The 13,342-nt window shown below is 52.1% G+C and carries 13 protein-coding genes and 1 pseudogene; 10 read left to right on the forward strand and 4 right to left on the reverse strand.

What is annotated here, in order from left to right; translation table 11 throughout:
• The first annotated feature begins 20 nt into the window (after positions 1-20).
• The 9 genes and pseudogenes from asnB (VSQ30_RS19200) to VSQ30_RS19240 form a co-directional block, all read left to right on the forward strand.
• Entirely contained in the window at positions 21-1,874 is a 1,854-nt protein-coding gene (gene asnB / locus VSQ30_RS19200) for an asparagine synthase (glutamine-hydrolyzing) (RefSeq protein WP_334466640.1), read from the forward strand.
• A complete protein-coding gene (locus VSQ30_RS19205) occupies positions 1,858-3,093 on the forward strand; it encodes a carboxylate--amine ligase (protein WP_334466642.1) in 1,236 nt (411 codons plus the stop codon). Before asnB (VSQ30_RS19200) ends, VSQ30_RS19205 begins: the two co-directional genes overlap by 17 nt.
• Before the next feature lie 100 nt (positions 3,094-3,193).
• The gene (gene cuyB, locus VSQ30_RS19210) at positions 3,194-3,919 is read left to right on the forward strand and encodes a cysteate racemase (protein WP_334466644.1); all 726 of its coding nucleotides are present in this window, start codon (positions 3,194-3,196) and stop codon (positions 3,917-3,919) included.
• Between the two features lie 41 nt (positions 3,920-3,960).
• Positions 3,961-5,814 carry an asparagine synthase (glutamine-hydrolyzing) gene (gene asnB, locus VSQ30_RS19215; protein WP_334466647.1) on the forward strand — a complete coding sequence of 618 codons (1,854 nt, stop codon included), beginning with the start codon at positions 3,961-3,963 and terminating at the stop codon, positions 5,812-5,814.
• A gap of 341 nt (positions 5,815-6,155) precedes the next feature.
• The gene (gene rlmD, locus VSQ30_RS19220) at positions 6,156-7,832 is read left to right on the forward strand and encodes a 23S rRNA (uracil(1939)-C(5))-methyltransferase RlmD (protein ID WP_334466650.1); all 1,677 of its coding nucleotides are present in this window, start codon (positions 6,156-6,158) and stop codon (positions 7,830-7,832) included.
• 114 nt (positions 7,833-7,946) lie between these two features.
• Positions 7,947-8,144 (forward strand): hypothetical protein, encoded by a 198-nt coding sequence (locus tag VSQ30_RS19225; RefSeq protein ID WP_016303374.1) that lies wholly within the window; start codon positions 7,947-7,949, stop codon positions 8,142-8,144.
• On the forward strand, positions 8,134-8,469 hold the full coding sequence (locus VSQ30_RS19230; RefSeq protein ID WP_120481494.1) for a hypothetical protein: 336 nt from the start codon (positions 8,134-8,136) through the stop codon (positions 8,467-8,469). Before VSQ30_RS19225 ends, VSQ30_RS19230 begins: the two co-directional genes overlap by 11 nt.
• A gap of 150 nt (positions 8,470-8,619) precedes the next feature.
• Complete coding sequence (locus VSQ30_RS19235; protein WP_334466653.1) at positions 8,620-9,447, forward strand: ParA family protein; 828 nt, start codon at positions 8,620-8,622, stop codon at positions 9,445-9,447.
• Positions 9,448-9,594: 147 nt separating this feature from the next.
• Positions 9,595-9,771 (forward strand): annotated as a pseudogene (locus tag VSQ30_RS19240) (ParA family protein); the annotation flags it as partial.
• A 15-nt stretch (positions 9,772-9,786) separates the two neighbouring features.
• Here the strand turns inward: VSQ30_RS19240 and VSQ30_RS19245 are convergent.
• Positions 9,787-10,359 (reverse strand): IS630 family transposase, encoded by a 573-nt coding sequence (locus VSQ30_RS19245; RefSeq protein ID WP_334466656.1) that lies wholly within the window; start codon positions 10,357-10,359, stop codon positions 9,787-9,789.
• Positions 10,322-10,714: a helix-turn-helix domain-containing protein gene (locus tag VSQ30_RS19250; RefSeq protein WP_334462517.1), complete on the reverse strand. Its 393-nt coding sequence runs from the start codon at positions 10,712-10,714 to the stop codon at positions 10,322-10,324. Before VSQ30_RS19250 ends, VSQ30_RS19245 begins: the two co-directional genes overlap by 38 nt.
• 124 nt (positions 10,715-10,838) lie before the next feature.
• Here VSQ30_RS19250 and VSQ30_RS20830 point away from each other — a divergent pair, with 124 nt between their 5' ends.
• Positions 10,839-11,153, forward strand: coding sequence for a ParA family protein (locus VSQ30_RS20830; RefSeq protein WP_502876333.1), 315 nt, complete (start codon positions 10,839-10,841; stop codon positions 11,151-11,153).
• A gap of 210 nt (positions 11,154-11,363) precedes the next feature.
• Here the strand turns inward: VSQ30_RS20830 and VSQ30_RS19260 are convergent, their stop codons facing one another.
• Both VSQ30_RS19260 and VSQ30_RS19265 read right to left on the reverse strand, forming a co-directional pair.
• Positions 11,364-12,590, reverse strand: coding sequence for an IS110 family RNA-guided transposase (locus VSQ30_RS19260; protein ID WP_334467012.1), 1,227 nt, complete (start codon positions 12,588-12,590; stop codon positions 11,364-11,366).
• Positions 12,591-12,601: 11 nt separating this feature from the next.
• Positions 12,602-13,240 carry a TetR/AcrR family transcriptional regulator gene (locus VSQ30_RS19265; protein ID WP_334466659.1) on the reverse strand — a complete coding sequence of 213 codons (639 nt, stop codon included), beginning with the start codon at positions 13,238-13,240 and terminating at the stop codon, positions 12,602-12,604.
• Positions 13,241-13,342 lie beyond the last annotated feature (102 nt).

The raw sequence follows: 13,342 nt of genomic DNA on the forward strand, positions 1-13,342 counted from the left end.
GAGGAAAGGACGATAGACGTATGTGCGGATTTATAGGCTTCACCGGCGGCGGGGACTCCCAACTGGACAAGGGCGTTTTGCAGAGCATGACCGACGCCATTGCCCACCGGGGGCCGGACGACGCCGATTACTATATGGACGGCCTGGTTTCCCTGGGCTTCAGGCGGCTTTCCATTATTGATCTGGAGGGGGCGCGGCAGCCTCTTTTCAACGAGGACGGCAGCAAGGCGCTGGTCTTTAACGGGGAGATTTACAACTTCCAGGAGCTGCGGGAAGATCTCCTGCAGCGGGGCCACATCTTTTCCACCAAGGGGGATGGGGAAACCCTGCTCCATGGCTACGAGGAATATGGCACAGATCTGCTGAACAAGCTGCGGGGCATGTTTGCCTTTGTCATTTGGGACAAGGAAAAAGAAGAGCTTTTTGGCGCCCGGGACTTTTTCGGCATTAAGCCCCTGTATTATGCCCGGATGGGGGAGGCGTTCCTCTTTGGCTCTGAGATAAAAAGCTTCCTGCACCATCCTATGTTTAAGAAAGAGCTGAATGAAAGGGCGCTGGAGCATTACCTTTCCTTCCAATATTCCCCGGGGCCGGAGACTTTCTTCAAAAACGTCTACAAGCTGCCCCCTGCCCACTATTTTACCTATAAAGAGGGGAAGATGGACATCACCCGCTACTGGCTGCCAGAGTTTTCCGCCGAGGAGGACAAGCCCCTGGAGTATTGGGTGGATGAGATTGAGAAAGTGTTTGACAACAGCGTGGAAGCCCACAAGGTCAGCGACGTGGAGGTGGGTTCCTTCCTGTCCTCCGGGGTGGACTCCAGCTATGTGGCCTGTTCGGCCCATGTGGACAAGACCTTCACTGTGGGCTTTGACAACGGCGAGCGCTATAACGAAACCCACTATGCCCAGGAGCTTTCAGAGCTGATCCCTGTGAAAAATGTGAGCAAGGTCATCACCCCGGAGGAGTTCTGGGGGAACTTCCCTAAAATACAGTACCATATGGACGAGCCGCTGGCAGATCCTTCGGCAGTGGCTTTATATTTCGTGTGCAACACAGCGGCAAAGCATTTGAAGGTGGTGCTTTCCGGCGAGGGGGCCGACGAGATTTTCGGCGGGTACAATATCTACAAGGAGCCGCTGGAAGTGCCCTGGTATGATAAAATCCCCTTCCCTGTCCGCAAGGCCATAGGCGCTTTGGCAGGGCTGCTGCCGGCGCGCAGGGGGCTTAATTTCCTGGTGCGCCGGGGCAAGCGCTTGGAAGACAGGTTTATCGGCAACGCCTATATGTTTACGGAGAAAGAGCGCCGGGCGCTGCTGAAAAACCCTACGGACGCACAGTCCCCTGCCCGGATGGTGAAGCCCTATTATGACATGGTGCCGGGCAAAGATGCTGTTACCCGGATGCAGTTTTTGGATTTAAACATGTGGATGGTAGGGGATATCCTTCTGAAAGCGGACAAGATGAGCATGGCAAACTCTTTGGAGCTGCGGGTGCCCTTCCTGGACAAGGAGATTATGGCTTTAGCCGGGCGCATCCCCACAAAGTACCGGGTAAACAGTGAGAACACCAAATTCGCCATGCGGAAGGCCGCCCTGCGGCGCATGCCGGAAAAGTGGGCGGGCAAAAAGAAGCTGGGCTTCCCGGTGCCCACCCGGGTATGGCTGAAGGAAGACAAGTATTATAACACGGTGAAGGCGGAGTTTGAAAGCGCCAACGCCCAGCATTTCTTCCACACAGAGAAGCTTCTGAAGCTTCTGGAAAAGCATAAAGAGGGCAAGGCGGACAACAGCCGCCGCATCTGGACGGTGTACACCTTCCTGGTGTGGTACCGCCAGTTCTTCCCGGAGGTGAACCATGGAAAAGCGCAATGATTTCCAGCCTGTGCTTTTGGGCAGCGATATAAACGTATATGGCATGGCCCGATCCTTCCATGAGGCCTATGGCCTTGCAAGCGTGGCTGTGGGCAAAGGGATTTTAGGACCCTGCACCGCCAGCAAAATCGTGAAGGTGGAAGTGGTGGAGCCGGATCTGGAGAACGACGAGGTTTTTGTCCGGACACTGCGGGACTATGCCAAAAAATGGCAGAACACCGGCAAAAAGCTGCTGCTTGTCCCTTGCGGGGACAACTACATCAAACTGCTGGTGCGCAACCAGGACAAGCTGCGGGATTTGTACCGCTTCGAGTGCATTGAGGAAGATCTGCTCATGCGCCTTTCCATCAAGGAAAGCTTTTACGAGGTCTGCACAGAGCATGGGTTTTCCTTCCCCAAAACCACCACATGCTCCTATGAAGAGCACGAACACATCCAGCTCCCCTTTGATTTTCCTGTCATTATCAAGCCCTCCAACTCTGTAGCCTACTGGAACTGCTCCTTTCCCCACAAGAAAAAGGTCTTTGTGGCCCAGACGAAGGAAGAGTTTGACGCGATTTTAAAGGCCATTTACTCCTCCAGCTATAAAGATCACCTGATTTTGCAGGAATATATCCCCGGGGACGACAGCAATATGCGGGTGATGAACTGCTACTGCGGCCGGGACAAAAAGGTGAAGCTTATCGCCCTGGGAAACGCCCTTTTGGAGGAGCATTCGCCCGAAGGCATTGGCAGCTATGCCGCCATTATAAACGGCTATGACGAAAAGCTTAACCAGCAGATGAAGGGGTTCCTGGAGGGCATTGGCTATGTGGGCTTTGCCAATTTCGACATGAAGTTTGATTCCCGCGACGGCACCTACAAGCTTTTCGAGATGAACCTGCGCCAGGGCCGCAGCAGCTTTTACGTCACCGCAGCCGGGGGAAACCTGGCAAAATGGCTGGTGGAGGATGTGCTGGATCACAAGGAGATGGGCTGCACTGTCATCAAGGACAGGGTGCTGTGGACGATTATCCCTACAAAGATTATTTTTGAGTATGTCCGTTCCGAGAGCGCCAAAGCCGAGGCCCAGGCCCTTTTAAAAGCGGGCAAGGTGTGCCATTCTTATTATTACCAGGGCGACCGCTCCTTTAAGCGCTGGGTAAACTACCGGAAAAACCAGTTCCACTATTTTGAGAAGTATAAGCGTTACTTTAACAACAAGGCCCTGCGGGACTAGATGCCTCCGGCAGGCAGGGGGTGCTTTTCAGGAAAGCACCCCCTGCACCCCCGAAACCTTTGCCGGGGGTTCCTGCTGTTTTTAGGAAGGAGGGCTTTTTTTGGCCGAGAAAAAAACCCTGGGCATTATAGGAGGCATGGGTCCTATGGCTACAGCCTACCTTTTACAGCTTATCATTGAAATGACGGACGCAAAAACCGATCAGGAGCATTTGGACGTGATTGTTTTCAACCGCCCGGCTGTCCCTGACCGTACAGCCTATATCCTGGACAATACAAAGCCTTCCCCTTTGCCCGTCCTGCGGGACGCGGCCCAAAAGCTTACGGGCCTGGGGGCCGGGGTGCTCTGCGCACCCTGCGTCACCTCCCACTATTTCTATGAAGCGCTTTCCGGCGGGATACCCGTCCCCTTTGTGCATATGCTCCGGGAAACGGCGGAGGAACTGCGGCGGGCTGGAAGAAGGAAAACCGGCGTGATGGCAACCACAGGCACCGTGCGCATGGGCCTGTTCCAGTCTGCTTTAGGGGAAGCGGGCATAGAGGCGCAGCTTCCCTCCCCTGCCTGCCAGGAGCTGGTAATGTCCATGATTTACGATGAAATAAAGGCAGGAAAGCCAGCCAGCCCGGAAAAGTTCCAGGCCGCGGAGGAGGAGCTTTACGCCCAGGGCTGCGACAGCATTGTGCTGGGCTGCACAGAGCTTTCCCTCATCAAGAAAAGCGCGCCTCTGGGGCCGGGATACTTGGACGCGCTGGAAGTGCTTTCTAAGCGCTGCGTGCAGCTTTGCGGCGGCGCATTAAAGCCGGAATACGAAAACCTGCTGACGTAAAACAGGCCCCGCCCATCCAGCAAAAAAAGGAGTGACGCAAAATGTGCGGATTTGTAGGATTCATGAACAGCCCCCAGGTGCAGGAGCCTGGCCCGGTTATCCGCGCCATGGCAGACCGCATTATCCACCGGGGGCCGGACGACGCCCATTATTATGACAGCAAGGATATTTCCCTGGGCTTTAGGCGGTTGTCCATCATTGACCTGGAGGGAGGGCGCCAGCCCATTTTAAACGAGGACGGCAGCAAGGTGCTGGTGTTTAACGGGGAAATTTACAACTACCAGGAGCTGCGGGAGGATCTCCTAAAGCGGGGCCACAGCTTCACCACAAAGTCCGACTCCGAAACCATCCTTCACGGCTATGAGGAATTCGGCCCGGAGATTTTGCAGAAGCTGCGGGGCATGTTTGCCTTTGTGATTTGGGACAAAAACAAGAAGAAGCTTTTCGGGGCCAGGGATATTTTCGGCATCAAGCCTTTTTACTATTATAAAAAGGACGGGCAGTTTATGTTCGGTTCGGAGATTAAAAGCTTTTTATCCCATCCCTGCTTTGAAAAGGAACTGGACGAGGCGCTGATACCGGAATACCTTTCCTATGAGTATATTCCCGACGAACGCACCATTTTCAAAAATGTGTGGAAGTTGCCCGGCTCCCATTGCTTCACTTACCAAAACGGCGAATTGCAGGTGGAACGGTATTACCGCGTCCAGTATAACATTGAGGAGGACAAATCCCTGGAATACTGGGAAAAGGAGATAACCCGGGAGTTTACCGAGTCTGTGGCCATGCACCAGATAAGCGACGTGGAGGTAGGCTGTTTCCTGTCCTCCGGGGTGGATTCCAGCTATGTGGTGAAGGAGATCTCCAAGGGCACGAAAAAAGTGAAAACCTTTTCTGTGGGCTATGAAGAGGAAAAGTACAGCGAACTCTCCTTCGCCCAGGACTTTTCCAAGGTGGTGGGGGTGCCCAACATCTCCAACAAGGTGTCTGCCGATGAATTTTTCGACGCCATGCCGGAAATCCAGTATTTTATGGACGAGCCTCTGCCTAACCCCTCGGAAATCCCCCTGTACTTTTTGGCGCAAAATGCCCGGAAATATGTGAAGGTGGTGCTTTCCGGGGAAGGCGCGGACGAGCTTTTCGGAGGCTACCCCATGTACCTGCAAGGGGGGCATTTCCAGGATTATACCAAAAAGGCCCCCCGCCCCCTGCGGAAAATGGCCGGGGCTGTGGCTGGGCGCTTGCCAGAGTTTAAGGGCAAGCATTTCCTCGTGCGGGGGGCTATGGAGCCTTGGCAGCGGTTTATGCGGGCAAACTACGTGTTCCAAAGCGGGGAGCGCCAGAAATTCTTAAAGCGGCCCATCACCTCCAAGCTGCCGGAAGAATACAGCAAGCGGTACTTTGACGAGGTGCCGGACTTGGACGAGCCTACCCAGCTTCAGTATGTGGACATGCACACCTGGATGATTTACGACATCCTCTTAAAGGCCGACCGCATGAGCATGGCAAATTCCTTAGAGCTGCGGGTGCCCTTCTTAGACAAAAAGATGCTGGAGCTTTCCACCCGCATTCCCACCCGGTTCCGGGCCGACTGCGCCACAGAAACCACCAAAAAGGCCCTGCGCTCCGCCGCCATCAAGCAGCTTCCCGAGCGCACCGCCAACAAGAAGAAACTGGGTTTCCCGGTGCCCCTTTCCGACTGGCTGCGGGAGGACAAGTATTACAACAAGGTAAAGGCGGCTTTCCAAAGCGATATTGCGGAAAAGTTCTTTGTCACAAAAGAGCTTATGAAGCTTTTGGACGACCACAAAGCGGGCAAGGCGCGGAACATGCAGAAGATATGGTCTTTCTACACCTTCATCGTCTGGTACGACCAGTTCTTCGTGAAAAACTGAGGGATGTCCGTGTGTATAAAATTCCCAGAGTGACTAAAACGCAGGGTTTAGAGAAGGGAAATCCAAAATTGTAAAAGGATTGGTTTTAGGATCAAAACATTCCCTTTGGGAATGTTTCCCCTTCTTTCAAAAGGAGCCGCTGCGTGCCATGTGGCAAAACGCAAACGCTATGCGTTAGCGTTCCCGTCCAAAGCTGACCGAGCCGGGAGGCGAGAAGCAGGGTGCGGGACAGAGTCCTGCGGCCTTAGTCACCTTGCGGAAAACTCTTTGGAACAGGTATTCCTTGTCCCCTGCCCCTTCTGGAGGGCAGGGGATTTGTATACCGGGCAGGGGAGGGCACTATGGCTTTACAAAAAAACGATATGATAGAGATTGTCTTTACAGGCGTTACAGCCCAGGGAGCGGCCCTGGGCCGGCATGAGGGGATGGCGGTTTTTGTGCCCCTGGGCGCCCCTGGGGACAGGGCGCTGGTGCGCATTGTCAAGGTGGAAAAAAATTTCTGCTATGGCAGGCTGGAGCAGGTGCTGGAGCCTGCCCCCTGCCGGGTTGAGCCGGACTGCCCATATTTTGCCCAGTGCGGGGGCTGCTGCTTCCGGCACATCTCTTATGAGGAGGAGCTGCGCTTAAAGCAGCAGCGGGTTGCAGACGCCCTGGAGCGCATAGGGGGCTTTCACAGTTTGCCGGTGGAGCCTATCCTGGGGGCGGAAAGCCGGCAAGGCTACCGGAACAAGGCCTTGCTGCCCCTGGGCAGGGACAAGGACGGCAAGCTTGTTATGGGGTTTTACGCGGTCAACTCCCACCGCATTATCGACTGCCAGGCCTGCCGCCTGCACCCGCCGGAGTTCAACACCCTGATGGAGGCCTTCCGGGCCTGGGCCGAGAAAAGCGGCGAGACAGTTTATGACGAAACCGCTCACAAGGGCACCCTGCGAAGGCTTTACCTGCGGAAGGGGGCGAATACTGGGGAGGTAATGGCCTGCGTGGTGATAAACGGCGACAGGCTGCCGGACGAGAAATCTTTGGTGGGCGCGCTGCGGGCGGCAGTGCCGGAGCTTACCACCGTGGTGCTCAACATAAACCGGGACAGAACCAATGTGGCGCTGGGGCGGAAGCTGCGCACCCTGTACGGCCCGGGATACATTCAGGATAATCTCTGCGGTCTCACCTTCCGGATATCCCCTCTTTCTTTCTACCAGATAAACGCCGCCCAGGCACAGCGCCTTTATGAAAAGGCGGCGGAGTTTGCAGCCCTCGCGCCTGGGGATACCCTGCTGGATTTGTACTGCGGCACTGGCACCATCGGCCTTTCCATGGCCTCCCAGGCCGAAAGCCTTATCGGCGTGGAGATTATCCCCCAGGCTGTGGAAAATGCCCGGGAGAACGCCCGGCGCAACGGCGTGGGAAATGCCCGGTTCCTTTGCGCAGATGCCTCCAAGGCCGCGGTTCAGCTTGCGCAGGAAGGGGCATGCCCTCAGGTCATTGTCCTGGATCCCCCCCGGAAGGGCTGTTCCCCTGCCCTTGTCCGCACAGTGGCCTCTATGGACTCTTGCCGTATCGTCTATGTTTCCTGCGATCCCGCCACCCTGGCCCGGGACTTGAAACTGTTCGCAGAGCTGGGCTACCTGCCCCAGAAAGTCGCGCCAGTAGATATGTTCCCCGGGACAGGGCATGTGGAGACGGTTGTAATGCTTTCCCACAAAAAACCCGACAGCGTAATCAACGTAAAAGTCGAGTTTGGCGAGGGTGAGGGAAAAGTGCCGCTTGATAATATTGCCAAGAGAGCCGAAGCGTACAAACCGAAAGAGCGAGTTACATATAAGATGATTAAGGAATACATAGAAGCGAAGTATGGCTTCAAAGTACATACCGCATATATCGCAGAGGTTAAAAGGGAGTTAGGATTGCCGATGTATGATGCCCCTAATGCGGTAGAGGAATTGAAACAGCCGAGGAAGCATCCGACGGCGGAGAAAGCGGAAGCGATAAAGGAGGCTTTGAAACACTTTGAGGTTATTTAAAACCGTGAGCGTATCATTAGAAATAGTGGTACGCTTATTTTTTTCGCTCATTTGCATCTTTGAACATTCTGCCATTCGTCTATATAATGAAATCAAAAAAGGTTGGTGTTGATTATGAGAGAAAAGAAAAATCATTTGTATGTGGATAGTGGGGAACGAAGTATTTTGCTGCATAGCCTTGTGGAACTGAAAAATCAGCTCATACAGCAGGGCAGATATACGGACTGCGTTGACGAACTTATTTTTAAGGTTATCCATGCACCTATAAAAAAATTAAGAGTAGAACTGGCAGGGGGAAGTGATGTGCGATAAGGAATTTAAAGAACTGGTGAAGATAGCAGTAGAAAAATTAAAAGACGAATCCGTATTGAAACTGTTACAGGCTGACGCCAGTTATCAAAAAGACAGTAAGGATGAGGGATATGCGGAGGATGCCTTTAACCAGCTTGATTTGACGGAGGAACAAAGGGAAGTTTGCCAACGTCTTATAGATTGCAGGGAAAAGCAGGATTTTGAGTACGGCACTCATGCGTATATTGCAGGACTGATGGATGCGTTTCATATTATGGCGGTATTGTTCCCAGAAAAATGGGATACAGAGAGAATAATGAAAGCCTTATCATGTAAGAGCAGATAAGGCAGAGAATAAAACAGAATAGACTTTTACATAGCCGATTGGTGTAGTTTAGCAAATAAAACAGCCAGTCGGCTTTTTTTATTGCCATAAATCCTTTACATAGCCACCTTGACAAAGTGGCTAAATCTATGCGAAAGGAGGACGCACCCTATGTCAAATTGCAAAGTAATCGCTTTAACCAACCAGAAAGGCGGTGTTGGAAAGACCACCACGGCGGTCAATCTGGGCGTGGCTCTGGCACAGCAGGGCAAAAAGGTACTGCTGATTGATGCCGATGCACAGGCAAATTTAACCATGTCGCTCGGTTACAGCCGACCAGACGACTTGCCCGATACGCTCTCGACTATCATGCAGGACATTATTGACGACAAACCCGTCGATGTTTCCAGAAGCATCCTGCACCATGACGAGGGCGTTGACCTGCTCCCGTCCAACATTGAGCTGTCGGGGCTGGAAGTAAGGCTGATTAACGCCATAAGCCGTGAAAGCGTACTGAAAACCTGCATCAATGAAGTAAAAAAGAATTACGACACGGTTCTCGTGGATTGTATGCCGAGCTTGGGTATGCTGACCATCAATGCGCTTGCGGCTGCTGACAGCGTGGTTATCCCGACACAGCCCCATTATCTTTCCGCCAAAGGCTTAGAGCTGTTGCTTCGCTCCGTATCAAAAGTCAAACGGCAAATCAACCCGCACCTGCGGATTGACGGCATCCTTATGACGATGGTAATGCCACGCACGAACATCTCTAAGGAAATTACGGCAACGGTTAAGAGTGCCTATGGGCAGAGAATCAAGGTATTTGACACTCAGATACCCCACTCCATCCGTGCCGTGGAAGCAACCGCAGAGGGAAAGAGCATTTTTGCTTACGATAAGAGCGGCAAGGTAGCCGCAGCTTATGAGCAGTTCGGAAAGGAGGTAGCAGAGATTGGCGAGAAGCAAAAGAACAGGAATCGAGCTGACCGCATACGATGACCTCTTTGAAACAGACGAGAGCCGAGCAGAAGCGAATTTAAGCAAGATAAGGGAGATACCCATTTCCGAAATTGATGAGTTCCCAGACCACCCATTCAAGGTTTTGATGAATGAGGATAACTTCATTCTACCAGAATTCTGCAAACTATGTCTCTTTTCCTTTTTGCGAAACTTATTCTACCTTATCCAAATTGCAAAGTAATCGCTTTAACCAACCAGAAAGGCGGAGTTGGAAAGACCACCACGGCGGTCAATCTGGGCGTGGCTCTGGCACAGCAGGGCAAGAAAGTTTTGCTCATTGATGCCGATGCACAGGCAAATCTATAGCAATCCAAGAAATTAACAAGGAATACCCGCGGCAGAAAACCAACCAGCACAGTCGGATGGACGAATCAGAGAGAAAGCCTGAGCAATACCATGCGGGAGCTGGGGTAATAATCTGATTTTCAGCTTGCGAAGAATGGCCTTGATTTTAGACCACATATTTTCAATTGGATTCAAATCAGGGCTGTACGCTGGCAAGTACAGTAATTTCATGCCAGCCCCCTGCAAAAGCGTCTGGACCTCTTTGACATGATTCGTGCGCATATTATCCATGATGACAATATCCCCTTCGTGCAGCGTGGGAATGAGCGTGTTTTTGAGATAGTCCAGAAATTTTTCACGGGTCGTTCCACCGCTGTAAATCGTATAAGCCGTCTCACCATTAAGTCTTACTGACGAAAGGATCGTGGTATTGGCAGGTGTATTCAAGGGAGTCTTGTCTACTGACCGCTCCCCGCCAATGGCCCGCCCATAGCGGCGGCTCAAGTCCGTGTTTACGCCGCTTTCATCCAGGAATACCAGTTTGTCTGCTTCGCACTGCGTTATCATTTCACTCCAGGCTTCTCTCGCTGCTACAACATCGAACACGCTCCCGCTCTGCCGCGTAAAAGGACTTCTTCTTGTAAACATAACCCAGTCTGATCACGGCCTTTCGCACCGTTTCGTTGCTGACAGACAGTCCCTGTTTTTCGATGATCTCGTCGATCGTGATATCCGGCTGGGCTGTGATCAGCTGGTCATTATCCTGCAAATCTTCTTCTGTCAGTGCTGGTTTCCTTCCTCGCTGACTGGTTTGAAGTTCTACACTGCCAGTTTTCTTCATTTGTCCGCTTAAACGATACACTGTGCTTGTACTCACCTGGAAATACTTTGCCACTGTCTGCGCGTCGTGGGTCTTTTCGTATGCCTGCACCAGTAGTCTTCTCGCCTCGTTGTGTAACATTGCTATCACCTTCTGATATCATTCTACACCTCATGTCAATTCACTGTTATTTTATTGGATTGATATAACCATGTCGCTCGGTTACAGCCGACCAGACGACTTGCCCGACACGCTCTCGACTATCATGCAGGACATCATTGATGATAAACCTGTCGAGGTTTCCAGAAGCATCCTGCACCATGACGAGGGCGTTGACCTGCTCCCGTCCAACATTGAACTGTCGGGACTGGAAGTAAGGCTGATTAATGCCATAAGCCGTGAAAGCATACTGAAAACCTGCATCAATGAGGTAAAAAAGAATTATGATACCATAAATCAAGGAATACAGAGCCTTATCATACTGTTCGCCAATCTCTGCTTTATGCAGCGTTGCAAAATAAATTGCGTGAAATGCGGCACTGAGAACCTTTACGTCTACTTCTTTTTTCACAGGAAATAGGGCAAGCATTTTTTCAATCGTATCTGTATCGTCCCGAAAATGCTCCTCCACAATTTCCCGTGGCAGCTTACGCACAAACCTGCAAATACATGTCAAGCCCCAAAATGAAAAAAGTCGGAAAGATTTTAGCAAGGGCAAAAAGGGTATGACAAACCAAGCCGGTCAGCGAGGAATTTTTGCGAACCGGCTGAGCAGGACTATTATTTCCGGTTAAGCGGCGGTGCTTGTCCCTGTATCCAGCGCCATCAGATGTGCCTTCACTCTGGCATAGTAGATGCGCAGGAATTTGGCTGCGCCGGCCACAGTGTAAACATAGAAGTGCTTACCCTCGGCTCGCTTTTTGTCCATGAACTGAAATATGGGATTGGCCGGGTCAGAGTGCTGGAGGATCGTGCTGGCGACCATGAACAGTGTTTTTCGCAAATGGGGAGAGCCGCGCTTGGAGATGCGGCGGGACTTGGAGTCGAATGTACCGGACTGGAAAGGCGGCGCATCCATGCCCGCGAAGGCCACCAGAGAGCCCTTGTGGGTAAACCGCCTCACATCGCCGATCTCCGCCATGAGCTGTGGTCCGGTGACCTCGCCTGCGCCCTGCATTTCCATGACCACATCGAATTCCGGCAGCAGGGAGGCCAGACGGAGCATCTCCCTGCGCAGGATATACAGCGCGTCATAGACGGCGTTCAGGCTGTCTACGGCCTGAGTGATGAGCAGCTTGGTGCTGTCGTTTTTGGGAAATGTAGCCACGGAGTTTCTGGCAGCGGCGTGGAGCCTTTCAGCGTCAGACTGAGAGAAGCGATAGCCGGATCTGGTACACCATTTGCGGTAAGCATCCGAGAAAGCGGCAAGGGAAACGTCTGCCACACAGTCCTTGTGACAGAACCGTTTTACAAAATCCACCCACTTGAAATGCCCGTTGGAACGCTTGGGCTGGCTGTCAAAAAGGGTGTTGACGCCGGGAAATGTTTGATCCAGCAGAGAGATCAGGCCGTTGCGGAGGACCACGCTGGATTTCTTGGTGCGCAGATACAGCCGGTTCTGCATTTTCAGCATCTGCCGGGTCTCGTCCTCCGGTGAGTAGTCCCGCAGCTCCGCCCAGAAGGAGAGGGCATAGTTGGCAATCTTCATGGAGTCGGCCTTGTCCGTTTTGACCTTGCGCAGAGAGTTGTCGCTGAAATCGTGGATGAGTATGGCGTTGACCACGCTGACGAAAAAGCCAGCCTCTTTCAGAGCCAGTGCGATGGGATGCCAGTACATCCCAGTGTGTTCCATAACAATGCGGACGTCCCCGTCGAGGTTCCGCAGTGTCCTGACCAGCCCGGAAAGTCCGGCGGCATCATGCTCTACCTGGAACGGCGTCAGCACCACTTCGCCGCCCGGACGGCGTACAGCAACGGTGCTTTTCCCCTTGGATACATCAATGCCGACAGCGGTGATTGGTTCATAGTTCATTTGAAAGTCTCCCGAATCAAAAATGGTTTCAACCGGCGCCCACCGCTGCCCACCATCGATTCAGCTTGCTTTGTGACACGAGTGTGCGGTGTTGTCCGCTTCTCAACCTGCGCAAATCGAACGCCGCAATGGGAGGGCCGGCTGACAGTTTGCCAAAACGAGCGTGGATAGCTCAAACAATGCCTCGTCAGTCCGGTTCCCTCCCATTGTAGCTTGGGTATGGGCCGCTGCATAGGGCGGTCTTCCCCCTTTTTCGGGGGTGTCACCATTGTAGCAAGCAATTCCACTTCATTAACATCAATCAATTTCAAAATCAGCATTTCCTCTGTCATTTTATAGAACTCAAATATAACATCGGTCAGCTTTTCCGCTGACAACTCCGTACTGGCAATGCCAGAAATGGTCTGATACAGCTTGCGGTTGACATTTTCCTGCTGTTCTTGAATAACTTCAAACAAAAGCAATTCTTTTGATTTATAAAAGAGATAGAAAGTTCCTTTTGGAATATTAACCCGTTTCACGATTTCATCGACTGTCGTGCGGCGGACGCCATACCTCGCAAGGCATTTTGCCGCTTCTTCTTTCAGCCGCTTTCTGATATATTCCCGTTCCTGCTCTGAATAGCTCTTCGGCACTTTAACGCCTCTCATTTGACTAATTTCGCTTATACAGTCATTATATACATTTTTTTAAACTCTGTCAATATTCTATTTCATAGGAGTTTAAATCGTTTATGA

This window comes from Acutalibacter sp. JLR.KK004, from assembly GCF_036941085.1.
GTDB lineage: Bacteria > Bacillota > Clostridia > Oscillospirales > Acutalibacteraceae > Acutalibacter.

Bases quoted from the DNA above. Each gene is read 5' to 3' on its own strand.
- VSQ30_RS19230 (WP_120481494.1), top strand. From the start codon at position 8,134: ATGTGCGATAAGGAATTTAAAGAACTGGTGAAGATAGCAGTAGAAAAA.
- VSQ30_RS19235 (WP_334466653.1), top strand. From the start codon at position 8,620: ATGTCAAATTGCAAAGTAATCGCTTTAACCAACCAGAAAGGCGGTGTT.
- rlmD (WP_334466650.1), top strand. From the start codon at position 6,156: ATGGCTTTACAAAAAAACGATATGATAGAGATTGTCTTTACAGGCGTT.
- VSQ30_RS19205 (WP_334466642.1), top strand. From the start codon at position 1,858: ATGGAAAAGCGCAATGATTTCCAGCCTGTGCTTTTGGGCAGCGATATA.
- asnB (WP_334466640.1), top strand. From the start codon at position 21: ATGTGCGGATTTATAGGCTTCACCGGCGGCGGGGACTCCCAACTGGAC.
- asnB (WP_334466647.1), top strand. From the start codon at position 3,961: ATGTGCGGATTTGTAGGATTCATGAACAGCCCCCAGGTGCAGGAGCCT.
- VSQ30_RS19225 (WP_016303374.1), top strand. From the start codon at position 7,947: ATGAGAGAAAAGAAAAATCATTTGTATGTGGATAGTGGGGAACGAAGT.
- VSQ30_RS19250 (WP_334462517.1), bottom strand. From the start codon at position 10,714: ATGTTACACAACGAGGCGAGAAGACTACTGGTGCAGGCATACGAAAAG.
- VSQ30_RS20830 (WP_502876333.1), top strand. From the start codon at position 10,839: ATGCAGGACATCATTGATGATAAACCTGTCGAGGTTTCCAGAAGCATC.